Annotated in this window: 19 protein-coding genes; 10 read left to right on the forward strand and 9 right to left on the reverse strand. The window is 73.6% G+C overall.

Features of this window, described 5'->3' with window-relative positions; all coding sequences use genetic code 11:
- The first annotated feature begins 51 nt into the window (after positions 1-51).
- The 10 genes from ACFYXK_RS23245 to ACFYXK_RS23290 all read left to right on the forward strand — a co-directional run bounded on the left by ACFYXK_RS23245 (position 52) and on the right by ACFYXK_RS23290 (position 14,143).
- Positions 52-2,097 carry a BTAD domain-containing putative transcriptional regulator gene (locus ACFYXK_RS23245; RefSeq protein WP_389412832.1) on the forward strand — a complete coding sequence of 682 codons (2,046 nt, stop codon included), beginning with the start codon at positions 52-54 and terminating at the stop codon, positions 2,095-2,097.
- A 138-nt stretch (positions 2,098-2,235) separates the two neighbouring features.
- Positions 2,236-3,543, forward strand: coding sequence for an adenylosuccinate lyase (gene purB, locus ACFYXK_RS23250; protein ID WP_389412833.1), 1,308 nt, complete (start codon positions 2,236-2,238; stop codon positions 3,541-3,543).
- Positions 3,530-3,934, forward strand: a complete 405-nt coding sequence (locus ACFYXK_RS23255) for a GNAT family N-acetyltransferase (protein WP_030299240.1) — start codon at positions 3,530-3,532, stop codon at positions 3,932-3,934. The genes purB and ACFYXK_RS23255 overlap by 14 nt, the downstream gene beginning before the upstream one ends.
- Before the next feature lie 66 nt (positions 3,935-4,000).
- Positions 4,001-5,779, forward strand: a complete 1,779-nt coding sequence (locus ACFYXK_RS23260) for a hypothetical protein (RefSeq protein ID WP_389412834.1) — start codon at positions 4,001-4,003, stop codon at positions 5,777-5,779.
- Entirely contained in the window at positions 5,769-7,226 is a 1,458-nt protein-coding gene (locus tag ACFYXK_RS23265; RefSeq protein ID WP_389412835.1) for an amidase, read from the forward strand. Before ACFYXK_RS23260 ends, ACFYXK_RS23265 begins: the two co-directional genes overlap by 11 nt.
- Positions 7,223-8,794 (forward strand): glutamine synthetase family protein, encoded by a 1,572-nt coding sequence (locus tag ACFYXK_RS23270; RefSeq protein ID WP_389412836.1) that lies wholly within the window; start codon positions 7,223-7,225, stop codon positions 8,792-8,794. Before ACFYXK_RS23265 ends, ACFYXK_RS23270 begins: the two co-directional genes overlap by 4 nt.
- A complete protein-coding gene (locus tag ACFYXK_RS23275; RefSeq protein ID WP_389412837.1) occupies positions 8,772-10,703 on the forward strand; it encodes an FAD/NAD(P)-binding protein in 1,932 nt (643 codons plus the stop codon). The genes ACFYXK_RS23270 and ACFYXK_RS23275 overlap by 23 nt, the downstream gene beginning before the upstream one ends.
- A complete protein-coding gene (locus ACFYXK_RS23280) occupies positions 10,703-12,196 on the forward strand; it encodes a lyase family protein (RefSeq protein ID WP_389412838.1) in 1,494 nt (497 codons plus the stop codon). Before ACFYXK_RS23275 ends, ACFYXK_RS23280 begins: the two co-directional genes overlap by 1 nt.
- 49 nt (positions 12,197-12,245) lie before the next feature.
- Positions 12,246-12,920, forward strand: a complete 675-nt coding sequence (locus ACFYXK_RS23285) for a thymidylate kinase (protein ID WP_389412839.1) — start codon at positions 12,246-12,248, stop codon at positions 12,918-12,920.
- The gene (locus ACFYXK_RS23290; protein WP_389412840.1) at positions 12,920-14,143 is read left to right on the forward strand and encodes an MFS transporter; all 1,224 of its coding nucleotides are present in this window, start codon (positions 12,920-12,922) and stop codon (positions 14,141-14,143) included. Before ACFYXK_RS23285 ends, ACFYXK_RS23290 begins: the two co-directional genes overlap by 1 nt.
- A 60-nt stretch (positions 14,144-14,203) precedes the next feature.
- Here ACFYXK_RS23290 and ACFYXK_RS23295 read toward each other — a convergent pair whose 3' ends face one another.
- The 9 genes from ACFYXK_RS23295 to asnB all read right to left on the reverse strand — a co-directional run bounded on the left by ACFYXK_RS23295 (position 14,204) and on the right by asnB (position 24,456).
- Positions 14,204-15,403 (reverse strand): GNAT family N-acetyltransferase, encoded by a 1,200-nt coding sequence (locus tag ACFYXK_RS23295; protein ID WP_389412841.1) that lies wholly within the window; start codon positions 15,401-15,403, stop codon positions 14,204-14,206.
- Positions 15,404-15,455: 52 nt separating this feature from the next.
- On the reverse strand, positions 15,456-16,505 hold the full coding sequence (locus ACFYXK_RS23300; protein ID WP_389412842.1) for a hypothetical protein: 1,050 nt from the start codon (positions 16,503-16,505) through the stop codon (positions 15,456-15,458).
- A complete protein-coding gene (locus ACFYXK_RS23305; protein WP_389412843.1) occupies positions 16,502-17,425 on the reverse strand; it encodes a TauD/TfdA family dioxygenase in 924 nt (307 codons plus the stop codon). Before ACFYXK_RS23305 ends, ACFYXK_RS23300 begins: the two co-directional genes overlap by 4 nt.
- The gene (locus ACFYXK_RS23310) at positions 17,426-18,745 is read right to left on the reverse strand and encodes a biotin carboxylase N-terminal domain-containing protein (protein ID WP_389412844.1); all 1,320 of its coding nucleotides are present in this window, start codon (positions 18,743-18,745) and stop codon (positions 17,426-17,428) included. It lies immediately after the preceding gene.
- A 9-nt stretch (positions 18,746-18,754) separates the two neighbouring features.
- Positions 18,755-19,516: a metallophosphoesterase gene (locus tag ACFYXK_RS23315; RefSeq protein ID WP_389412845.1), complete on the reverse strand. Its 762-nt coding sequence runs from the start codon at positions 19,514-19,516 to the stop codon at positions 18,755-18,757.
- The gene (gene aepY / locus ACFYXK_RS23320) at positions 19,513-20,625 is read right to left on the reverse strand and encodes a phosphonopyruvate decarboxylase (RefSeq protein WP_389412846.1); all 1,113 of its coding nucleotides are present in this window, start codon (positions 20,623-20,625) and stop codon (positions 19,513-19,515) included. Before aepY ends, ACFYXK_RS23315 begins: the two co-directional genes overlap by 4 nt.
- Positions 20,622-21,449 (reverse strand): isocitrate lyase/phosphoenolpyruvate mutase family protein, encoded by an 828-nt coding sequence (locus ACFYXK_RS23325; RefSeq protein ID WP_389412847.1) that lies wholly within the window; start codon positions 21,447-21,449, stop codon positions 20,622-20,624. Before ACFYXK_RS23325 ends, aepY begins: the two co-directional genes overlap by 4 nt.
- Before the next feature lie 26 nt (positions 21,450-21,475).
- Positions 21,476-22,177, reverse strand: coding sequence for a class I SAM-dependent methyltransferase (locus ACFYXK_RS23330; RefSeq protein WP_389412848.1), 702 nt, complete (start codon positions 22,175-22,177; stop codon positions 21,476-21,478).
- A 95-nt stretch (positions 22,178-22,272) separates the two neighbouring features.
- On the reverse strand, positions 22,273-24,456 hold the full coding sequence (gene asnB, locus ACFYXK_RS23335; protein ID WP_389412849.1) for an asparagine synthase (glutamine-hydrolyzing): 2,184 nt from the start codon (positions 24,454-24,456) through the stop codon (positions 22,273-22,275).
- Between the last annotated feature and the right edge of the window lie 80 nt (positions 24,457-24,536).

The raw sequence follows: 24,536 nt of genomic DNA on the forward strand, positions 1-24,536 counted from the left end.
TCACCGCCTCCTGCACATTTGCCCGTGGGTTTGAAATTTCGGGGGCATCACATGCTGGACGATCTCCAGTTCGATGTATTCGGTCCGCTGACCGTTCGACGGAACGGCGAGTTATTAGAGATTCCGCAGGCGAAACACCGGGTCGTGCTGGCGGCCCTGCTGCTCCGCGCCAACCGCACCCTCACCGCGGAGGAGCTCATCCAGCAGCTGTGGGGCGGCGAACCCCCGCTGACCGCACGCAAGACGCTCCAGGGGTACATCGCCCGCCTGCGCAAGGCGCTGGGCGCCGACGTGGTCGTCAGCCGGGCCTCCGGCTACGCGATCGCGATCGACGGCGAGCGGCTCGACCTCGACCGGTTCAATCTCCTCCTGCACAAGGCGGAACTCTGCACCGAACCGGCCGAACGCGCCCGGCTGTTCCGGTCGGCATTGGAGCAGACCAATGGCACCCCGCTCGTCGACATCCCCTCGGAATACCTCCACCAGGGCGACGGTGCAGCCTTGCTTGAACGCTGGTTGAATGCCACGGAAAGCTGGGCCGACGCCGAAATGGCGGTGGGGCGCTGCGCCGAGGTCCTGCCCCGGCTCAGGGCCCTGGTATCCGAACACCCCTTCAGGGAAAGCGCGTGGGGCCGTCTGATGACGGCCCTGTACAAGGCGGGCCGCCAGGGCGAGGCCCTCGCCACCTACCAGGAGGCCCGGCGCCTGCTGTCGCAGGAACTCGGCGTGGAACCCGGCGAGGAACTCCGCGCCGCCCACCGGCAGATCCTCGCCGGGCCCGCCGCCCGCTCCGACGGGGAGCCGGATCCGGCGCCGCGAGCCTTCGCCGCAGCCGGCAGCGGTGGCAACGGCGGCGGTGGCGGTGGCGGTGGCGGTGGCGCGAGCCTGCGCCCGGTCGCCGGCACCGCCGAGCATGCGGCCTCCCCGTACACCCTCCCGCCGCGCCTCGCGGAGTTCGCCCGGCCCGGCATCGAGGCCGAGCTGATCCAGCGGCTGCGGGACGTCGCCGGGGACGGCGCCGAGCGCACCGCCCCGCAGACGCTCAACCTGTACGGGGCCGCCGGGGTCGGCAAGACCACCATGGCGGTCCGGGTCGCCCACGCCGTCAGCGCGGTCTTCCCCGACGGCCAGCTGTACGTCGAACTCCAGCGCGGGGACGGCTTCCGCGAGCCGGCGGACGTGCTCGGCGAGCTGGTGCGCGCACTCGGGGTCGCCCCCGGCGCGGTGCCCGCGGAGTTCGCCGAACTGGTGGCCCTGTACCGGGGGCTGCTCTCCCACCGGCGGGTGCTGATCGTGCTCGACGGGGCGCGCGACGAGGCCCAGGTACGGCCGCTGCTGCCGGCCTCGCCGACCTGCGCGGCCGTGGTGACCAGCCTGGAGATGCTGTCCACCCTGGGCGGCACCCGGCACGTACGCCTCGGGCTGCTGTCCGCGGAGGAGTCCCGGGAGATCCTGGCCCGGATCATCGGCCGCGAGCGGGTGGCGGCCGAGGAGGGCGCCGCGCAGGACCTGGTGCGGTACTGCGGGCGGCTGCCCCTGGCCATCCGGATCGTCGGCGCGCGGCTGCTGGAGCGGCCCCACTGGCGCCTGGAGACCCTCGCCCGGAGGCTGGAGTCGGACCGCAGGAGGCTCGACGAGCTGGTGGTCGGCGACCTCGGCGTCCGCGAGAGCCTGGCGGTCGGCTACGCCGCCCTGGACGCCCCCGAGCGGCGGGCGTTCCGGCTGCTCAGCCTGCTGGAGATGGCCTCGTTCCCGGTACGGGTGGCCGCGGCCGCGCTGGGGCTGCCGGACGACCGTGCGGAGGAGACCCTCGAGCGGCTGACCGCGCAGCACCTGCTGGACGCCGACTTCGTCAAGGGCAGCGGGGTGCGCTTCTCGTACCACCCGCTGGTCCGGCTGTACGCCCGGGAGCTCACGTTCGACGTGGACTCCATGCAGAGCCGGCACGGCGCGGTGGAGAACGCGCTGGCCGCCTGGTACACGAGGCCGGCCGGAGCGCTGGTCCCGCTACGGGCCGCTGCGCCCGCGACCGGACCGGCCGTGCGCGCCGCAGCCGTTCCCGCCGCCCTGCCACCGGAGCTCGGCTTCACCGCCTGAGCCCCACGACCGCACGTCCCCACGACCGCACGACACGCCACGATCCCCACACCCCCCACGTCCCGTCCCCCGCCGTGCCGCCCGAGGTGTGTCCGCCCCTGGTTCCCGGCCCGCGGGGAGATCCGAGGAGAACCGACGTTGATCGAACGCTATTCCACTCCGGAGATGGCCGCGCTCTGGACCGAGGAGCACAAGTACGAGACCTGGACGCGCGTCGAAGTGCTCGCGACCACGGCCCAGGTCGAACTGGGCGTCGTGGACCAGGGCAGCCTGGACGACATCCGCCGCGCCCCCGTCCCCACCGTCGCCCGCATCCGGGAGCTGGAGCTCACCCGCGACCACGAGATCCTCGCGTTCCTCGCGGCCTACACGGAGACGATGCCGCCCGCTTCCGCGCGGTGGGTGCACCACGGGATGACGAGCTACGACCTCGTCGACACCTCCCTCGGGCACATCATGGCGCGCAGTTGCGACCTCGTGCTGAACGCCGCCCGTACGTTCGCCGAACTGCTCGTGGAGCGCGCCCTGGAGCACTGGGACACGGTGTGCATCGCCCGCACCCACGGCATCCACGCCGAGCCCACCACCTTCGGGCAGAAGCTCGCCGTGCACGCCTTCGCCCTCAACCGCAGCATCGCCCGGCTGACCGCGGCCCGCGCCGCCGTCGCCGTGGGCACCCTCTCCGGTCCCGTGGGCACGTACGCGCACATCTCCCCGTACGTCGAGGAGTGGGTCTGCGACCGGCTCGGGCTCGGCGTCGAGGCGATGCCGACCCAGGTCGTGGCGCGCGACCGGCACGCCGAGCTGCTCTCCGCGCTCGCCGTGACGGGGGCCGTCGTCGAGCAGTTCGCCCTCGAGATGCGCATGCTCCAGCGCACCGAGGTCGGGGAGGTCGACGAGCCGCGGACCAGCGCGTACCAGGGGTCGAGCGCGATGCCGCACAAGCGCAACCCGACGACGAGCGAGCGGCTGTGCGGCCTCGCCCGGATCCTGCGCTCCAACGCCGGGGCCGCCTACGAGAACGTCGCGCTGTGGCACGAACGGGACCTCGCGCACTCCTCGGTGGAGCGCGTCATCCTGCCCGACAGCCTGACCGTGGCCCACTACCAGCTCGTCTCGGCCGCCGGGCTGCTGCGCGGGCTGCGGGTGTTCCCCGAGCGCATGGCGCGCAACATCGACGCCACCCGGGGCCTGGTCTACAGCTCCGAGGTGTTCCTGGACCTGGTCGACCGGGGCCGGGACCGCGAGGAGGCCTACCGGCTGGTCCAGGCCGCGGCCACCGAGGCGTGGGAGACCGGCACGAGCCTCGCCGAGGGCCTCGGCTCCCGCGGTGTGGACGTCACCGGCGAGCACATGGACCCGCGGCGCTTCCTCGGCAACCGCGACCACCTGAAATCCCGACTGATCGAACTGAGCAAGGAGCTGCAAGACCATGTGGAAGTGTGAGCCCGTCGTCGGTGCCAGCCTCGACGTCACCGAAGTCACCGCCCTCTACCGCGCGTCCACCCTCGGCGAGCGCCGTCCCGTCGAGGACGTCGAGCGGTTCACCCGCATGCTCGCCGGTGCCAACCTCGTGATCACGGCCCGCCTCGACGGCCGGCTCATCGGCATCGCGCGCTCGATCACCGACGGCTCGTACGTCACGTACCTGAGCGACATCGCCGTGGACGCCGAGTTCCAGCGCAGGGGCGTGGGCCGGGACCTGATCCGGGCCACCCGGGAGGCCGCGCCGCAGGCCAAGCTCGTGCTGCTCTCGGCACCGGCGGCCGTCGCCTACTACCCGCACATCGGGTTCACCCGCCACGAGTCCGCATGGACCCTCGATGCGCTCGGCTGAAGCCGGGCCCCGCGGGGTCGGCCGTCCCTCCCCGATCCCGAACCGCCGTCGAATGACGTTCCGTAGGTGACGACAATGCAGCTGAAGACGCCCGGATTCGATGCCCAGGTCAAGGCGGCCGCCGAGCGGGCCCGTGCCTGCGGCCTGGCCGCCGACGCGATACGGATAGCGGCCACCCTCGACGGGATGGTCCCCGAGCAGGTCGGCCGAGCGGCCATGGGGCTCGGTGAGCGCGTGTACACGGAGATCGCCGAGTCCCAGGTGGCCGGTTTCGCCCCGACCGGCGGCCCCGAGGCCGAGGACGGGGCCGGTGCCCCGGCCCCGGCCGAAGCCGGCACCGGGGCCGACAGCGGCGCCGGAGACCTGCTGATGCTGACCGGGACCGGGCGGCTGCGCGTCGTCCCGGCCGGCACGCAGCCCGCCGGGACCGAGGACGGGGAGCCGCTCGGCACCCTCAAGTGGCAGTCGCGGCCCGAATCCCTGGGCAGGCTGTGGGCCCTGGCCCAGGACGTCCAGCGGCTGCAGTTCGAGGAGATCCACCGCTGGCTCGCGCAGCAGGGCGCCGAGCCGGTCCGCGAGCGGATCGACGCCGTCGCCCACGCGCTGGTCCACATGGCCCCCGTGCTGCTGTACGTCGGCGACCGCTTCTACAGCAACCTCGGCAAGTTCAGCAATCTGCCCGGGCGTTCGATGGCCCCCGGCGCCGAAGGGTCGGTGCTCACCGCGCTCCGCGACACCCCGGCCGCGCGCTGGTCCCCCGAGGACGCCACCTTCGTCGTGTGCATGTACGCGCTCATCAGCTCGGGCTCCCCGGTCCGGGCCGAGGAGTTCAACGGGGTACAGCTGGCCCCGGACAGGCTGGCGGACTTCCTCCGCGAGCGCATCGAGGCGTACGGGGCCGAGCTCCCGGACCTCGCCGGCGAGCCGACGGGCGCCGCGCTCGACGCCCTGGCCGCCGCCTGCTCCGGCGGACGGGCGGAGCTGTTACGCCGCGGCGCCGTGTTCTACCGCGAGATCAACGGCGCCTCCCTGCACAAACGGGAGCGGATCATGGCCGAGCCCCTCGGCTGGGACGAGCTCCCGGCGCCGGTGGCGGGCCTGCTCTCCGGCGTCGCGGGCCGGCACTTTCCCGTCGCGGCCACGCCCGGGACGGTGCGGGCGTACGCCGAGGAGGTCGTGGAGCGCGTCGTACGGCTGGCCCCGCCCGCCGGGTTCACCAGCGCGTACGAGGGGTTCCTCCACCGGTTCTTCGAGACGCTGGCCGACGCCCTGGACTGCGACGTCGTGATGGGCCGCGGCCCCAAGAGCGTCGCCGTGCTGCACAGCGACCACCCGGCCGAGGACCGGATGGCCCTGGCCACCCGCGACTTCTACTGCTGCGTCGCGCCCGGTACCGCCTTCGCGCAGAAGTTCACCGACGACCGGGCCGCCCTCGCCCGGACCCTCTCCGCGTACAGCGCGCGGATGCGCTACAACACCTGGCACTACCTGCCGCACAGCATGTCCTGGACCGAGGAGTCGCCGGGCCGCGACGACTGGTTCTTCGCGCCGATGACGGCCGACATCACCAACTGGTCCGACCAGCACCACACCGGGCACGTCGCCTTCGGCGTCCGGCACGCCCTGCGCGTCCCGCTCGGCATCGTGCTGGAGGGCGCGTACCGCCCCGGCCTGTACGACCTGCGCCTGCTGCGCACCGCCGGCGCCGAGTTCGAACTGCCCCACCTGCGGGCGGCCATGGTGACCGGACGGGTCCAGGCGCTGCTGCACCAGGCGGCCGCCGACCGGGGCCTTCAGATCGGCGACTTCGACAACAGCTGGTACCGGGCCTTCCATGGCGGCTGACCCGGCCCACGCCGACATCCGCACCCTCCGCGCGGCGTACGGGGACGGCAGCCTGCTGCCCTCGGAGCACCTGGCCGCCACCTTCGCTCGGCTGGACCGGTGGGAGCCGCGGATCGGGGCCTTCCTCACGCTCGCCCGCGAGCGCGCCACGGCCGAGGCCGAGGCCGCGGACCGGCTGCTCCACCGGTACGGAAAGGCCGTCTGGGAGGACCGGCCGCTGCTCGGCATGCCCGTCTCGGTCAAGGACCTGACGGCGACGGAGGGCATCCGGACCACCCGTGGCTCCCTGCTGCACGCCGACGCCGTGCCCGACCAGGACGCGCCGGCCGTGGCCCGGCTGAGGGCCGCGGGCGCCGTGGTCATCGGCAAGACCAACACCAGCGAGGGCGGGTGGAGCGCGGCCGGGCTGAACCGGCTGCAAGGGCCGACCCGCAATCCGTGGGATCCGGCCCGCACCCCCGGCGGCTCCAGCGCCGGTGCGGCCGCCTCGGTGGCCGTGGGCATCGGCGTGGGCGCCACCGGCACCGACGGCGCCGGGTCGATCCGCATCCCCGCGTCGTTCTGCGGGGTCGTCGGGTTCAAGCCCTCCCTGGGCCGGATCCCGTACGTGCCGCAGAGCCCGGAGGAGCTGTCCCATCTGGGGCCGCTGACCCGGACGGTGGCCGACGCGGCCCTGCTCACGCAGGTGATGTCCGGCTACGACCCGGGCGATCCGCTGTCCTTCGGCGTGCCCGGCGAGCCGACGGGGGACCCGGAGGCCGCCGCCGGGCGGCTCCCGCGGCTGCGCATCGGCTGGATCCCCTCGCTCGGGGATCCCGCGCCGCAGCCCGGCATCGCGGCCGCCGCCCGGCGGGCGGTGGAGGCGCTGGCCGCCCTGGGGCACACGGTCGAGGAGATCCCGCCGCCGTTCGAGGACCCGTACCCGGCGCTGGAGACGATCCTGGCGGGCTGGGAGGCGGCCGCCCACGCGGGCGACCTGGACGAGGTCGCCGGCCGCCTCGACCCGGGCCGCCTCGAGGTCATCCGGTACGGGCGCGGGCTCAGCGCCGCCCGGCTGGCCCGGGCGTACGAGGCGCGCGCCGTGCTGCGGGCCCGCAGCCAGGCCCTGATGGAGCGGTACGACCTGCTGGCCATGCCGACCGTGGCCATCGAGCCGTTCGCCGCCGAGCTGCACGAGCCGCCCGACCCGGTGCGCAAGGGCGCCCTGTCCTGGCTGGCGTGGGCGCCCGAGGCCTACACCTTCAACCTGACCGGCCAGCCCGCCGTGTCGGTCCCGGCGGGCCGCTCGCCCGGGGGCCTGCCCGTCGGCCTGCAACTCGTGGGCGGGCGCCACGACGACCTGCGGGTCCTGGCCGCCGCGTACCAGCTGGAGCAGGCGCACCCCTGGCACCACCAGTACGCAGCCCTCACCGCACGAAGCCCGGAAACCGAAGGGGAACCGACATGACGAAGCCCACCACCGCGCGGGAAGCCGGCGAGCGCCGCTACGCCCGCTTCGCCACCGGCAGCGTCGGCTTCGTCGAGCGGCACGGCCTGTGGAACGCGGACCAGCAGGCCGCGGCGGACGCCTTGGACGAGGTCCTGCCGGGGCTCGAGTTCGTCCGGGTCGGCTTCGGCGACCCGCACGGGCTGATGCGCTCCAAGACCCTGACGGTCGACGCCTTCCGCACGGCGCTGCGCAACGGCATCGACATGAGCCCGGGCCCGTTCGTCTTCGACACCGGGCACGCCGTGGGCGTCGACTTCTTCGCGCCCGGCGGCGGCATCGGCATCCCCGAGCTGACCGGCGCCGGCGACTTCCTGATCGTCCCCGACCCGCTCACCTTCAAGGTGCTGCCGTACACCGAGGCGGCCACCGGCTGGGTCATCGCCGACGAGTACCTGCGCGACGGCAGCGCCCACCCGCTCTCCAGCCGTGCCGTGCTGCGCCGCCAGTGCGCCCGCGCCGCCGAGCGCGGCCTGAGCTTCGTCGTCGGCCTGGAAGTGGAGTGGTACGTGACCCGGCTGGCCGGTGCCCGGGAGCACGGCCCGGCGGCCGCCCCGGGCACGGCCGCCGCGGCGGTCGGCGGGTTCGGCGTGCAGGGCGAACCGCCCGCCGTCGAACCGGTCAACAGCGGCTACCAGTTCAACCTCGACACCTTCACCGACGGCCTCATGCACGTCATCACCCCGCTGGCGCGCGCCCTGCGCGAGCTCGGCCTGCCGCTGCGCACCGTCGAGCACGAATCGGGGCCGGGCCAGCTGGAGTTCACCTTCAGCCCGATGGACGGCCTCGACGCCGCCGACGCCATGCTGCTGTTCCGTACGGTCGCCAAGCAGGTCTGCGCCCGCCTCGGCCACCACGCCTCCTTCATGGCGCTGCCCCGGCTGGAGCGCTTCGACCCGAGCGGCTGGCACCTGCACCAGTCGCTGTTCGACACGGCCGCCGACCGCAACGCCTTCGTACCGCAGCAGGGCACGGCCCTGCTGTCGGACGAGGGGCTCGGCTACGTCGCGGGGCTGCTCGAACACGCCGCGGACATCGCGCTGTTCGCCATCCCGACCGTCAACGGGTACCGGCGGCTCGACGAGCGGTTCTCGCTCTCCCCGGACCGGGTCGTGTGGAGCGCCGAGAACCGGGGCGCCCTGATCCGCGTGCTCGGCGGACCCGGCGAAGAGTCCACGCACCTCGAGAACCGGCTCGGCGAGCCCTGCGCCAATCCGTACCTCTACCTCGGCTCGCAGCTCGCCGCGGGCCTCGACGGCATCGAGCGCGGGCTGCGGCCGGGCGGTCTCGCACAGGACCCGCACGCCCCCACGGAGGCGGCCCTGCCGCGCGACCTGGCCGAGGCGGTGGCCGCGATGGAGGGCAGCGCCCTGGCCCGGGAACTGCTGGGCAAGCCGCTCCACGACTGCCTCGCGCAGCTCAAGCGCAGCGAGGTGTCCCGGTTCGGGGACTGGCTCGCCGCCGCGGGGCCCGCCGGGCCGGGGGAGACCACCGTATGGGAGCACCGTGAGTACTTCGGCGCCTACTGACGCCCGCCCGTCCGGGGACGGCTGGTGGACCGTCTGCATCGTCGGGTCCGGGCCCCGGGGGCTGTCCGTCCTCGAACGGCTCGCGGCCAACGCGGACGAGCTGCTGCCCGCCGGGGTGCGGCTGCGGGTCCACCTCGTGGACCCGCGGCCCGGCAGCGGGCAGGTGTGGCGCTCCGACCAGTCGGAGCTCCTGCTCATGAACACGGTCGCCTCCCAGGTGACCCTCTTCACCGACGACAGCGTGACGATGGACGGCCCCGTGCGGCCCGGTCCCAGCCTGGCCGCATGGGCCGCCGCCGCCGAGGAGGGGCCGGGCCCCGACGCCTATCCCACCCGGGCCCTGTACGGGCGCTACCTGGAGTGGGTGCTGCGCAGCGTGGTCCGGCGGGCCCCGGCGGACGTCCGTACGCACGCCGCGCGCGCCGTCCGGCTCGACGCGGATCCGGACGCCTGCGCGGACGGCCGGGACCGGGTGACCCTGGACGACGGCACGGTGCTGTCCGGGCTGGACGCGGTCGTGCTGGCCCAGGGGCACCTGCCGGTCTCCCCGACCCCTGCCGAGGCCGCCTTCGCGCGGTTCGCGGCCCGCCGGGGGCTGTTCTACCTGCCCCCGGGGAACCCGGCCGAGGCCGGGCTGGACGGGATCGGGGCGGGCGAGCCGGTCCTGCTGCGCGGTCTCGGACTCAACTTCTTCGACCACATGTCCCTGCTGACGGAGGGCCGCGGCGGGGTCTTCGAAGCCAAGGACACCGGGCTCGTCTACCACCGCTCCGGTCGCGAGCCCGTGCTGTACGCCGGATCGCGCCGCGGTGTGCCGTACCAGGCACGCGGGGAGAACCAGAAGGGCGCGCACGGCCGGCACGTCCCCCTCGCCCTGACCCCGGCCGTGCTGGACCGGCTGCGCCGCAGGCCCGGCCTGTCGTTCCGGCGCGACATCTGGCCGCTGGTGTCCCAGGAGGTGGAGAGCGTCTACTACGCGGCGCTGCTGCGGGCCGACGGCCGCCCCCGGGCCGCGGCGCGGCTGCTCGCGCTGAGCGCCTCCGGGCCCTGGACGGCGTACGCCCGCGACCGGCTGCTCGACGCGCTGGGCGTGCCGCCCGGGCGGCGCTGGGACTGGGAGCGCGTCGCCCGGCCCTGCGCGTACCGCTTCTTCGCCGACCGCGCCGAGTTCACCGGCTGGCTGCTGGAACACCTGCGCCGGGACGTCGCCGAGGCGCACGCGGGCAACGTCGACGGGCCGTACAAGGCGGCGCTCGACGTGCTGCGGGACCTGCGCAACGAGGTGCGGCTGCTGGTCGACCACGGGGGGATATCCGGTGCGGACTACCGCGACGAACTGACCGGCTCGTACGGGCCGTTGAACGCCTACCTGTCCATCGGCCCGCCGCCCCGCCGGATCCAGGAGGCGATCGCGCTGATCGAGGCCGGCGTACTGACCGTGCTCGGCCCCGGTGCCGAGTTCGCCGCGGACGAGGCCGCCGGCCGCTTCACGGCCCGCTCGCCCCGGGTGGGCGAAGGCGCGGTGCACGCCCGGGCGTTCATCGAGGCGAGACTGCCCGAACCCGATGTGGCGCGCACCGAGGATCCGCTGCTGGGGTACCTGTACGCGACGGGCCAGTGCACCCCGTACGTGATCGACGACGAGCGCGGACCGTACCGGACCGGCGGGATCGCGGTCACGCAGCGCCCCTACCGGATCATCGACGCGGCGGGCGTGCCGCACGAGCGGCGCTTCGCCTACGGGGTGCCCACGGAGGGCGTTCACTGGGTGACGGCCGCCGGGGCGCGGCCGGGCGTCGACTCGGTGATCCTCGGCGACTCCGACGCGATGGCCCGCAGCATCCTCGGCCTCGCCTCCGGGGCCGCCGACCGCGGCCGACCCTTCGACACCCTGACGAGGAGCACGTGATGGACGGCCTGAAGACGACCCCGGACCGCGGACCCGGCACCGGAAGGCAGGCCGGAGCGGACACCGGCCTGCTCTCGCCGGTCCGGGCCGGTACCGCCACCGAGGCGGCCCTGACCGACAGCGCCTGGGCGCAGGCGATGCTCGACGCGGAGGCCGCCCTGGCCCGGGCCCAGTCCCGGCTGGGCACGGTGCCCGCGAAGGCGGCCGAGACCATCACCGCGTGCGCCCGTGCCGAGGCGATCGACCTGCCCGCACTGGCCGTACGGGCGCGCGGCGCCGGAAATCCGGTGGTCGCCCTGGTCGAGGAGCTGACGGCGCTGGTCGCGGCCGAGGACCCCGCGGCGGCCGAGTACGTGCACCGCGGCTCCACCAGCCAGGACATCCTCGACACCGGCGCGATGCTGGTCACGGCCCGCACCCTGCGCCTGGTCCGCGGCGAGCTCGACCGGACCGCGGCGGCCCTGGCCCGGCTGGCCGACGAGCACCGCGGCACGCCGGCGGCGGCCCGCACGCTCGGCCAGCACGCCGTCCCCACCACGTTCGGCCTCAAGGCGGCGGGCTGGCTCGTCGCCGTGCTCGACGCACGGCGCCGGGTCGCGGCCCTCCTCGACGGGGGGCTGCCGGTCCAGCTCGGCGGGGCCGCGGGCACCCTCGCGGGCTACCTCGCCTACGCGCAACAGGCCCCCGCCGAAGCGGACGGCGGCGGCCGGCCCGGCGAGGACCCCGGCGCGTACACCGGGGAGCTGATCAGCCTCTTCGCCGCAGAGACGGGCCTCGCGGAGCCCGTCCTGCCCTGGCACACCCTGCGTACCCCGATCAGCGACACCGGGGCCGTCCTCGCGCACGCCGCGGTGGCGCTCGGCAAGTTTGCCACCGATGTGCAGACGCTGGCCCGCACCGAGCTCGCCGAGGTGGCCGAGCCCGCCGGGGTCGGCCGGGGCGTCTCCTCCGCCATGCCGCAGAAGCGCAACCCGGTGCTCGCCGCGATGATCCGCTCGGCCGCGCTCCAGGTGCCCTCGCTGGTCCTCACGCTGACGCACTGTGCGGCCGCCGCCGAGGACGAGCGGCCCGCCGGTGCCTGGCACGGCGAATGGCAGCCGCTGCGCGAGGCGCTGCGGCTGGTCGGCGGGGCCGCCTGCACGGCGGCGGAGCTGGCCGAGGGGCTGGAGGTGCACCCGGCCCGGATGGAGGCCAACCTGCGGCTCACCGGCGGGGCGGTGGTCACCGAGCGGCTGGCCGCCGTACTGGCCCCCGTGCTCGGCAAGGCCGGCGCCAAGCGGCTGGTGAGCCGGGTGGCCGTGGGCGCCGGGGCCGCGGACTCCCTCGTGGACAAGCTCCTCGCCGATGCGCCCGAGCTGGCCGCGGAGTTCACCGCCGGCGAGCTGGCGCGCCTGCTCAGCCCGGCCGAGTACACCGGCGCCGCCGAGGCGCTGATCGAGCGGGCCCTGGCGTACCACCGCAGTACGACCGGCACCCGCGGCACCACCGCATGACTTCCGTACGGCGATGGCCCGTGGCGGACCTTCCGAAGGGATTTGAACAGTGATCGTTGCGATGGACGGACCCGACGGCGCGGGCAAGAGCACGCAGGTCAAGCGGCTGCGGAGCTGGGCCGAGAGCCAGGGCCTGTCGTTCCGCGTCGTGGGCAAGTGGCAGGTCTTCGAGGAGGCGGAGGTACCGCAGGCCCGCTTCCTGCGCGGCACCACCCTCGACGAACTGCGGGTCTGCATCGCCGAGATGCCGAACCCGGCCCGGATGCTCTTCCTCGGCTGGCTCAACACCCTGGCCGCGGAACGCGCCCGCGCCGCCGAGGCGGACCTCGTCGTCCTCGACGGCTACTGGGTCAAGCACGCCGCCACCGAACTGCTGGCGGGCTGCCCCCAGGCGCTCGTGGACGCGATCGTCGACGCCATGGCCCCGGTGGACACCGTCGTCTTCTTCGACGTCACTCCCGAGGAGGCGCTGCGCCGCAAGAAGGGCGACATCACCCCGTACGAGTGCGGCCGTGACCCGCAGTGCCGCCCGGAGCGCTTCCTGGCCCACCAGGCCGCCACCCGGGAGGTCATGCTCGACTGGGCGGACCGGCGCGGCTGGGACGTCGTACGGGCGAACACGGCCGAGGCCGCGGCGCAGCAGCTGCGCAAGCTGCTCGCGCCCAAGCTGGGAGTCGAGGTCAACCCCCGTCCCGCGGCCGCCGACGCCCCGGCCGGACACTGATGCTGCGCGACGGGCAGGGCCTGCGGCGCGGTCTGGCGGCCGCGCTGTTCGTCCGCTACCTCGGGGCGGGCAGCTGGGCACCCCTCCAAGTCCTGTTCTTCGTCCGGTCCGTGGGCCTGTCCACCGGCAACGTCGTCATGGGGCTGACCGCGGCCGGGCTGGCGGGCCTGGTCGCCGGGCCCGTCGTCGGCCGGCTCGCCGACCGGTTCGGGCCGCGCGAGGTGGGCATCGCCGGACTGGTCGCCCAGGCGGGCGCCGCCGGCGCGCTGCTGCTGGTGGAGGGCATGCCGGGGTTCCTCGTGGTGATCACCCTGATCGCCCTGGGACGCGGCGCCTTCCCCGCGATCAGCGGGGCGCTGATCGCGTACGTCGGCGGCGAGGACCGGGTCGCGTACCGGGCCCGGATCTACTCCCTGCAGAACCTCGCCATGGTCTCCGGCTCGCTGCTCGGCGGGCTGGCGCTGCAGGCCGACACCCGGACCGCCTATGTGATCGCGATCTGCGCCGACGTCGTCTCGTACCTCGTCGCCGCGCTGCTGGTGGCCAGGCTTCCGCACCTGCCGCCGGTGCCCAAGGACCCGGGGGGCGGCCGGCGCTACGCCCTGGCCGACCGCCCGTTCCTCGCCGTCAGCATGCTCGCGGGGACCCTCGTCATGTTCGACGTCTTCATGACCGTGCTGATGCCGGTGTGGATCGCCGAGTACACGAACGCGCCGCGCTGGACGGTGTCGCTGGTCTTCGCACTCAGCTGCGCGCTCGTCGTCCTGCTGCAGACCAAGGTCGCCAAGGGGGTCGAGACCCCGCGCGACGGGGCGCTGGCCATGCGGCGCAGCGGTCCGGTCATCGCACTGGCCATGGGGCTGGTCTTCGCCGCCGCGCACGTCCCGATGTACGCGGCGATGGGGCTGGTCCTGATCGGCACGGCGGCGCTGACCTTCGGGGAGATGCTGTTCACGGCGGGGGAGTACGCGCTGTCGTTCGGGCTGGCCCCCGAGCACGCCCAGGGTGAGTACCAGGGCGTGTTCTCCGTCGGGGTCGGCATCGGCGGGGCCGTGGCGCCGGCCGTGCTGAACGCGCTGTGCCTGAGCGCGGGCCCGCTGGGGTGGGTCGCGCTCGTCGCCATCATGGTCACGGCCGGGGCGGCGGTGCCGCCGGTGGCGGCGATCGCCGAACGCGGCCGGGCCCTGCGGGAGCAGGACCGGGAGCCCAGACCGGCCGGGTGAGCGTCGCGGCCGGCCTGGGCCGTCTTCGGGCGGGTGCGCAAACCCCTGGGGAACGAACCCCTAGCGGCCGCGCGCGTCCACCAGCTGCGCCACCCGCGACTCGATCCCCGGGTCGTGGGAGGCGAACTCCGTGCGCCGGGCCTTCTCCTCGGCGCGTACGCGGTCCAGGACCGGCCCGGTCCACGGCGCGTCGAGGACGATGCCCCACAGGGGCCGGAGGCGGGCGGCCCGGGACACCTTGGCCTGGAAGGCGTCGCAGCTCAGGTCCACGGAGCGGTAGCCGTGGGCCGCCGCGTACTGCACGGCCTCGTAGTAGGTGAGGTTGAAGTAGAGCTTCGCCTCGCGGGCGATGGAGTCGTCCAGCCCGTGCGAGCGGGCGTACATGGTGTCCCCCCAGAAGAAGTACTGGGTGAAGCCCACCATCCGGTCGCCCTGGTAGGCCGCCAGGATCCGGCAGTTGTCGTCGAACAGGGTGGCCTGCTGGGCGAAGCGCTCCGACTCGCTCGCATCGGTGACGGGATGGCCGTAGCGGATCAGGACCTGCGCGGACAGCGGGCCGAGCAGCTGGTGGCACTCGGAGAGGCGCTTGACCTCGGTGTGGCAGCCGGCGTCCGTGTAGCGGCGCATCTCCCGGCGGATGGACGTGAACTGGCTGGAGGTGAACCGCCTGCGGTACCCCTCCAGGCCGTCGGGGTCGACGGGCAGGACCGCCGTCGCGTCCATCATCACCACCTGGTCCCGGGGGCCCAGCAGCGGCAGCAGCCGCTCCACCGACTCGTCGGTGAGGTAGAGCAGGGCGGCCAGCGCGCCGTCGGCGTCGCCCAGGGCGCGGAAGCGGTCGAGTACGGTGCGCACGCCCGCCGTGGCGAGCGGCTCGGCGGTGCCCGGGGCGACGATCACCTCGCTGGTGTAGCCGAGGCGGGTGCCGCCGAGGAGCAGCGGGCGCTCGGGCGTGGCGGGCTCGGCGGCGCCGGGGAACAGGACGGCGGGATCGTAGAAGTGCGGGACCTTCCCGGTGAAGCGGTGGGTGGGCAGGCCGGCGACGTACGAACCACCGGAGGAGGCGACCAGATGCCGCGAGCCGGAATCGTGCAGCTCCTCGCCGTAGAGCAGCCAGCGGTGGCTCGAATAGAGGGCGGAGTCACCGGCGAGTGCGTTCCACTCGTCGACGTCCGCGTCGCGTATCGAGGCGAGCTCGACGAGCTCCGGGCCCTGCGGGTCCTGCGTACCGTCGGCCACGCCGTCCGTCCCTGCCGTCACGCTGTGCGTCCTTCCCGATCGTGATCGAATGCGCTGGTCGTGCAGGTCAGCTTCACCCGGGCGCCCGGTCGAGGATGCGAAAGTCGGCCATTCCTTCGTCGATGCGCAGATAGGCGAGCCGGGCGGCGGTCGCGCCGCGGCATGCGTACATGCCGACGGCGGCGGCGGTGAGTTCCTCGGGGTCGGCCTGCGGGTCGGTCTCCAGGTGGTCCGACACGGTCGTCTGGACGAGGTCGGAGTCGGCGTCCACCGCCATGCGCTCGGTCAGCGTCACCGTGAGGCCGTAGCCGTTCTGCGCGGCCCAGGCGCGCAGTTCGCCGTCGATGACGAGCTCGTGGCCGGCCTGGAGGAGGAGCCCGGTCAGATGGGCCGTTCCCCCCGCTCCCAGGTGCCGGGGCAGTCCGGCGAGGACCCGGCGGCCGATGCTGAACCCGTCCTCGCCGCCTTCGTGGGCGGCCTCCTCGCCCCGGGCCGAGAGGGTCGGCAGGAAGGGGATGTTGGCGATGACCCGGTCGTACGGCTCCACCCCCGCCGGCAGCGGGTCGTACAGGTCGCCGACGAGGACCTCGATCCGGTCGCCCATCCCGTTGATCTCCGCGTTGAGCCGGGCCACTTCGGCCGTCTCGGGCAGCAGCTCCACCAGCGTGGCCCCGGCCCCCCGCTGCGCGGCCACCAGCCCCTGGAAGCCCGGCCCGGAGCACAGGTCGAGGACGCGGTCCCCCGCCCGGCAGCCGGTGCGCCGGGCCAGGGCGACGGAGTCCCGGCCGAAGTAGTGGCGTACGGGGAAGGGGCTCGGCGGCTCCGCGAACAGCCACACCCCGGCGGAGCGGAACAGGCTGACGTCGACCAGCCGGACCTCGTCCCCGCGCCGGACGGCGACACCGCTCTCGACCAGGGCGGGCAGCGACCCGGCGAGGGCGGGGGGCAGCCGGTCGGCGGCCAGGGGCTCCCCGAGCAGCAGGAACCCGGCGAGGGCGCGCAGCTCCCCGCCGAGGCCGCGGGCGGCGGCGGCCCACTGGAGGCGGTCCACCGAGTCGCCGGGGAAATCGGCCAGGAACTCGGCCAGTCCCGTCCGTTCGAGCGCGGTGACGAACCGCGTCACAGCGCGGCCCCGGCCCCGGCCTCGGCCCCGGCCGCGCCCTCGCCCGGTTCCGGGAGCCCGATCCAGGTGCGGAGCATCAGCCGGCCGCCGTCGACCGGCTTCTCGTCGTCGAACGCGGTCCGGCCGTGCACGATCGACCGGTTGTCGATGAAGATCATCTCGCCGGGCGCCAGCCGCCCGTGCGTCTGCAGGTCCCGCCGGTCCAGCAGCGAGTCCAGCAGGTCCAGCGCCTTGACCTGCTCGGGCGTCAACGGCGGTACGTGCGGGTGCCGGTGCCCGATCTCGATGTAGTCCCGCAGGTAGTACATGCGCTCCCGGCCGCCCCTGAACTCCAGGACGGGACGCTCGGTCGTCAGCGGCACCCCCGGGGTGTCGTCCCGGGTGTCGAAGTGGACGGGCAGCCGCAGGGCCGCGAGCTCCTCGGGGTGCGCCCGCAGGATCTCCAGGAGGTCGCTCACGTGCACCGTGACCAGCGCTCCGCCGCTGGAGGCCTGCCGGAAGCAGAACAGCGTGAAAATGTCCGGAAGCCGCCCCGGCCGGTGCGCCGCGTCCGTGTGCAGGCTGCCGCCCTGCCGGCTGTCCGAGTAGCGGCCCGTCGCACCCTCGCCGAGCCGCACCCCCCGGTCCCGTACGTCCCGCAGCAGGGCTCCCGCACCGTCCTGCGGCAGCAGGTCCCCGGCCAGCCGGGAGACGGCCACCGTGAACCGGCGCGCCTGCTCCTCGGTGAGGTGGTCCAGGCCGCCGAGCACGAAGTACCCGGGCCGGGCGTCGAGGTGGCGCCGTACGTACTGCCGTACGGTCTGCCCGAACTCCCGGTACCAGTCGGCGCGTACGTCGTCCTCGCCGCTCTCGGCGACGGCCGTCGCCAGCGCGCGGTCGACGGGGTGGCGGACGGTCGAGAACGGATCGTTGCTGTTCATTCAGACTCCCAAGGCCTGGCTGCCGAGACGTTCCGGGACCAGTCCCGAACCGCGCAGCCACACGGCTATCTCTTCCGCGCAGTGCGCGACCCCCGAAACCCCGCTCGCCCCGACCGCCCGGAGCACCGCCCCGGCAGCAGCGCCGCGGCTGTCACTGCAGGCCAGGACCTGGGTGACGATGTTGTCGAGCACGACCGGCCTGCGCACGTCGAGGGCGCAGTTGTACGTCACCCCCGGCTCCGGGGCCAGCTCCAGGGCGGTGATCAGGCCGGGCGCCCCGCCCGGAGCCGGCTCGATGAACAGGCGGGCCTCCAGACAGTGCGTGTCCCGGTCGACGCGGATGCGGCCGGGGGCGGGCACCGCGCCCTGCGCCAGCTCCATCTGGAGGGCCACCACGTCCAGGCCGGTCTGCGCCTCGCACATCCGGTAGGCCAGCGGCAGCCGGCCGTTGACCTCCAGGAAGTAGTGGCCCCGGGCGCCGACGATGAACTCGACGGTCGCCACGCCCCGCAGCCCCATCCCGGTGACGAGCCGGGCCGTGTCCCTGCGCATCCGCTCCAGCAGCTCGGGAGCCACGCCCTGGACCGGCGAGGCCTCCAGCAGCTTCATGCTGCCGTCGACCAGCAGGCTCTCCCGCTCGCCGAGCGGGTGCACGGTGCCGGCGTCGTCGACTGCGACGGTGACCCCGACCACCCGTCCCCGCTCCACGTACCGCTCGGCGTACCAGTCGGTGCCCTCGCCCTCGCCCGAACCGTCACCCGAACCCTCGCCCGCGTCCTCGGCGATCAGGGCGAGTGCCCGTTCCGCCTCGGCCTCCGTCTGCACGATGCGCACGCCGAGACCGCCGCAGCCGGTGACCGGCTTGAGGATGACGGGCAGCCCGATCTCCTCGACCAGCCCGGCTATCTGCCGGTGCCCCGTCGCGTGCGGCAGTACGGGCAGGCCGAGCCGGTCGGCGGTGGCGACCGCGTGGTCCTTGTCGCGGGCCGCCGCGAGCACCTCGGCCGTCGGCCCTATGAAGGCGATCCCGGCCGCGGCGAGCTGCCGGGGCAGCTCCGGGTCCTCGGCAAGAGCCCCGTAGCCCGGGTAGACCGCGTCGGCGCCGCAGCGCCGGGCCGCCTCGACGATCCGGCCCACGTGGTCGTACGTCTCCGCGAGCCCGGTGCCCTCGAGGTACTCGCACCCGTCCGCGGCGAGCGTGTGGAGCCGCTGGGGGTCCGACAGGGCGACGACGGCGATCGGTGACCATCCCAGCGTGCGGAAGGTGTCGACGGCCCGGGCCGCGATCGCACCACGGTTGGCGATCAGGACTCTTTTCATGGCCTTCTCTCAGTGGTCGGGATGCGGCCGGCCGAGCGCCCGGTAGTGCGTGACCAGCCGCCGCCGGTCGTCGAGCACGTGGAACGCCAGCGCCGGGGCCAGCTCGTAGTCCACGGCGGGCCGGCCCTCGAAGGGCAGCGGGACGGTCGAGGCCACCCCGGGCGCCACCAGCAGCGGAAGGCCCGCGAACGTCGTGGCCGCGGCGACGTGCGCATGACCGCACAGCAGGGCCACGACCTGCGGGTGCCGCTCCAGCACCGACGCGAGGCGCTCCTCGCCGAACTGGCGGACCCGGTCCACGTACGGGGTGTGCAGGTCGACGGGCGGGTGGTGGAAGCAGACGAAGACGGGCAGTTCGCCGCCCTCGGCGGTCAGCGTCTCGTCGAGCCACCGCAGGGTGAGGTCGCTGAGCAGGCCCTCGTCGCTGCCCGGGATCGTCGAGTCGCACAGGACGAAGACGGCTCCGGGCGTACGGACGACCTGGTTCAGCTCCTCGTCCCCGGGCTCGCCGTCGAGCAGGCCGGTACGGAACGCACCCCGCCTGTCGTGGTTGCCGGGCAGCACCAGCACCGGGTACGGCAGGTCGAACAGCTTGCGGGCCTGGGCGTACTCGTCCGCCGTCCCGTGGTCGGCGATGTCCCCGGAGACCAGGACGGCGTCGAGGGGGCCGGGGAGGTCGCGCAGGTAGTTCATGACCGTCAGCGCGCGCTCCGTGGCGCGTTCCGAGAGGTCCAGGTGCAGATCGCTGACATGGGCGATGACGGTGGTCACGGCAGGTCTTCCTTCCGGGTTGCGGTCGCCGCGGCCTGGAAGCGGGCCCTGACCTCGGCGTTGGTGTGCGCCGACGTTACCCGCGGAGGGGTGGCCCCACCCCTGCCGATGTGCAGGGCCACCAGGTGCGGGCCGGGCAGCCCCTCGATCTCGGCCAGATGCGCGGTGACTTCCTTGGCCGAACGGCAGACCCGTCCCGTGCGGTATCCGGCCGCGAGCGCCAACTCGTCCCAGCGCATGGCCACATCGCGGGTGCGCTGGCCGCCGGTGGAGTCGTACGCGCCGTTGTCGAGCACGAAGTGGGTCAGGTTCGCCGGTCGCCGCTCGCCGACGAGCGCGAGCCCGCCGAGGTGCATCACCGCCGCGCCGTCGCCGTCGATGACCACGACCTGCTGGTCGGGGCGGTTCAGGGCCGTGCCCAGGCCGAGGCCGATGGCGTGCCCCATGGAGCCCTGCATGTAGAAGTTCCGCGGGTTGTCGACGATCCCGAACAGCTCCCGGCTGATCATGCCGGTGGTGCTGTAGACCAGCGCGTCGCCCAGGTGCCCGGCGATCGCGGAGACCGCTTCCCGCCGGTCCATCTGCGCGTCCGGGGCGGCCGCCGGCACCGGGTGCGCGTCGACGGTCTTCGCCGGGACGAGGACGACGAACGACCGGTTCTCGCGGCGGGCCTCCTGCGCGCGGTCGAGGAGCCCGGCCAGGCTCTCCTCGGCCGGGTCGAGGATGCCGTGGGCGACCCCGACGGACTCCAGTACGCCGATGGTCCCGGCACCCATGGCCGCGTGGTGCGGCTCGTCGTCCTCGGCGTTCGGCCAGCCCCGCAGGCTGACGAAGAGCAGCAGCGGGATCTCGTACGCCATGGTGAGCGAGGTGAGCGGGTCGAGGAGGTTGCCCAGCCCCGAGTTCTGGGCCAGCACCACGGCCTTGGTCCCGCCCAGCTCGGCGCCGGCGGCCATGGACAGGGCGATGCCCTCGTTGGGCGCCGGCACGTAACTGCCGCGCTGCTCCAGCAACGCGAACGGGCCCTTGAGGAACGAGCACGGCACCCCGCTGAAGAACCCGTACCCGCGGCGGTCCAGCTCCGCGCAGAAGAACTCGGCGCTGATCATGCGCTCCACTCCTCCCACCGGTTGACCTGCGTGAGACCGAACAGCTCCTTCATCGGGGCGATGGTGTCCTCGACCCCGCCGGTCCCGCCCTGCAGCCGGATCTCCCCGAGGACGTCGCGCATGGCGGAGACCGAGGCGCGCAGCGCATGGTTCGCGTAGATCACCATCGAGACGCCCGCCGCCTCGGCCTCCGCGAGGTCCCAGTGCGGATAGGTCGTCGGTACGACGACGATGGGCGTACGGGCCTGCCAGGCCTGGAGGAACTCCAGGATCTCGGCCGGCGTGGACTCCTTGGAATGGATCAGGATGGCGTCGGCGCCCGCGTCCGCGTACAGGTGGGCGCGGCGCAGCGCCTCCTCGAGCCCGGCCCCGGCGATGAGCGCCTCGACCCGGGCGACGACGGTGAAGTCCCCGGTGGTCCGCGCCCGTACGGCGGCCTGGATCCGGCCGGCGAACTCGCCCGCGTCCTCCAGGTTCTGGCCGCCGCCGAGGAAGCTGTTCCGCTTGGGGAACACCTTGTCCTCGAGGCAGATGCCGCCGATGTCCGCCGCCTCGAACTGGCGGACCGTACGGACGACGTTGATGTTGCCGCCGAAGCCGGTGTCGCAGTCCGCCAGCAGCGGCAGCGAGGTCGCCTGGTTGACGTGCGAGGAGGCCTCGAGCAGCTCGGACATGGTCAGCAGGCCCAGGTCGGGCAGGGCCCGGGACGCGGAGATCTCGAAACTCGACGCCCACAGGCCGTCGAAGCCCGCCTCCTCGACGAGCAGGGCCGTCAGCGCGTCCCTGGACCCGACGATCCGCGCTATCTCTTTACGCTCCAGCAACTCGCGCAGTCGCGCCGCCTTCGACACTATTCCCCGGCCCTCTGCGCGAAGCGGCCGTGGTTGGTGCCGGCCACGTCCTCCCCGGGCAACTCGAAGACGCAGTGCCAGTGGAAGGAGCCCGCCTTGGCGTGCTCGGCGTCGGTGGCGCTGAGCAGACGGAATCCCGCGTGCAGGCGCAGCAGGTCGGCCGCGTCCACGTACATGTGCGGGTGCACCTTGTCGTCGGTGGCCCCGGGCTGGCGGAAGGTGTTCGGGCTCACCTCGTTGCCGCGCCCGTACTCGCCGTTGCGCTTGGAGAGCATCGTGGACTGGTAGACACCGCCGGGGCGCAGTACGCGCCGGACTTCGTCGAGCACCTTCGCGAGGCCGGCCTCGTCGTTGTGGTAGACCACGTTGAAGGCGAGGACGTAGTCGAAACTGTCGTCCGCGTACGGAAGTTCGCCGAAGTCGCCGACTTCGAGGCCGACCTGCACCCCGCGCTTGACGCTCTCGTCCCGGGCCGCCAGGACGGCCGCCTCGCTGGCGTCGGTGCCGGAGCTGGTGAACCCCGCCTCCGCGAACCACAGGGCGTGCCGGCCGACGCCGCAGCCGAGGTCCAGTACGTCCACGGCGCCGAGCTTCTGCAGCCGGGCGGCCTCGTCCACGACCCACGGGTGCGGCCGCGACCAGTCGCCTGTGCGCCCGCTGTCGGTGCGCCAGACCTCGTCCCAGTAGAGATGGGCTGTCATCGGGGTGACCTCACTCGTGATTACTTCCGTACATCCACATCCGGATGCCGATTTCCAATGGGGGGACCGAACGGCGCGGTGCCGGCACCGCGCCCTCAGGCGCTGTCGACGGTCTCCAGCAGGCCCGCCTCGAGCGACCCGTCCAGCAGCGGACGCATCGCGTCGAGCTCGCAGCCGGCGGCGGCGAGCGCCTCCGACAGCGGCCGGCGCCCGTCGAAACCACGCAGCAGCCGCAGCCAGTCCGCGTGGGTCAGGTGGTCGATGACGAACCGGATCCCGCCGTCGACCAGGACGTAGGAGGTGTTCGCCTCCTGCACGTCGTCGAGTACGAGCACGCCCTCGGCGAGGCGGAACACCGAGGTGTCCTCGATCCGTGCCTGCGGGAACAGCTCCTGGACCTCGGGGCCCTCGAAGTCCGTGACGCGCAGCTCGTACGGGGCGGGCCCGGACGGGGCCCGGCTGCCCGGGACGTCCACGGCCATCAGGTCGAGGATGCCCAGGTTGACCACGCGCAGCAGCAGTTCGACGTGCCCGGAGCTCTGGTCCCGCTCCAGCCTGCGCAGCGCGCGGTGGATGTTCGCGCCGTCGAGGTACTGGGCGGCGCGCGGCGAGGACAGGGCCTGCTCCACGAGCTCGTCGCCGTTCTGCGCGAGCATCCGGGTGAAGGTGCGGTGCGTGTGGCGCACGCCCTCGCCCTCGTAGAAGGCGAGCTTGGGCCGGCTGATCACCTCGGCGGGCAGGATGTCCCGTACGGCCTCGCGGATGACCTGCTTGTCCCAGAACAGCCGCTTGCGGTAGGCGCGCGGCACCGTCGCCAGCAGCTCGATGATCCGGTGGTCCAGGAAGGGAACGCGGGCCTCGACGCCGTTGCCGGAGGCGGTGCGGTCCTCTACCCAGAAGTTGTACTGCTGCATGTCCCGGAACTTCCAGGCCAGGTAGGAGCCGTACGGGTCGTCCACCGCGCCGGGGGCGTACGCGCCGACGGCGTCGTCGCTGAGCAGCGGCAGGTCGGTGCCCTCCCACCAGACGGAGACGGAGGACTGCGAGCCGAGGGCCTTGCGGCGGGCCATCGTCCGCAGGTTGCCCTCGAAGTCCTCCCAGTCGCCGCCGCCGGAGAGGGCGACGCTGTAGCCGCCGCTGAACTCGTCGGCGCCGGAGCCGAGCAGGATCGCCTTGAGGTCGGGCCGTTCGGCGCGGGCGAAACGATACATCTCGCTCTTGTAGAACTGCTCCGGGCCGCATTGCGGCGTCTCCATCAGCCACAGCAGGCGCCGCCACTCGTCGGGCGAGGGCACGCGGTCGGCCCCGAAGGCCACCTGGTGGTTGGGCAGTCCGAGCAGGTCGGCGGTGGCGCGGGCGTACTGCGCGTCCTTGTTGACGACGGTGGCGCCGGTCAGCGCGGAGAAGGTGTGCAGCCCGGTGTGCGCCGACAGGGCGGTGATGGCCGCGGAGTCGAGGCCGCCGCTGAGGAAGACGCCGATCTCGGCGTCGGCGATCAGGCACTCCCGTACGGAGGAGGCGAGCAGGTCGCCCATGCTCTGCACGAAGAAGCTCTCGGGCAGCGCGTCGGCCTCGGCGGGCGCGGGCAGCTCCCAGTACCGGTGCACGCGGGTCGCACCGTCCCGCAGGCTGATGTCGACGATCGCCCCCGAGGGCACGTGGTCCACGCCCTTGAACCAGGTCACGGGCTCGTCGTCGGTCATCACGGGCGCGGCACTGAGCCCCTGGTCGGCGAGGGCGCGCGCCCAGTCGAGCTCGCGCGGGCAGTCGGGGTGCGCGAAGAGCGCCTTGACCTCGGAGCCGAAGAGCACGGTGTCGCGGTTGCGGTGGACGAACAGCGGCTTGATGCCGAGCCGGTCACGGGCGAGCAGCAGCCGCTGCTCGCGCAGGTCGATGACGGCGATCCCGAACATCCCCCGCACGTCGTCGAGAAACGCGAGCCCCTTCTCCAAATACAGATGGAGCAGGACCTCACAGTCGGACTCGCTCCGAAAACGAACCCGCCCCTCGAACCCCTTGCGCAACTCCCGGTAGTTGTAGATCTCGCCGTTCGCCGCGAGGATGACGTTCCCGTCCTCGCTGATGAACGGCTGCCGACCGCCCTCGGGGTCGATCAGCGCGAGCCGGGTGAAGGACATGCACGCCTGCCCGGTGTGGTGGAACTGCATGTCGTCCGGTCCGCGCGGCCGCAGGGCATGGGCCATGTCGCGGAGAATCGCGTCGGCCGACCCCGCGAGGGCGCTTCCGTCGGTGTGGGCGAATCCTGCAATTCCGCACATATGGCTTCCGATTCCCCTGTGACGTGGTGACTGGAGCGGACATGCCACGCCCCCCGGTCCGGGAGGCGTGGCATGTGGGT

Source organism: Streptomyces sp. NPDC002209, from assembly GCF_042890265.1.
Taxonomy (GTDB): Bacteria; Actinomycetota; Actinomycetes; order Streptomycetales; family Streptomycetaceae; genus Streptomyces.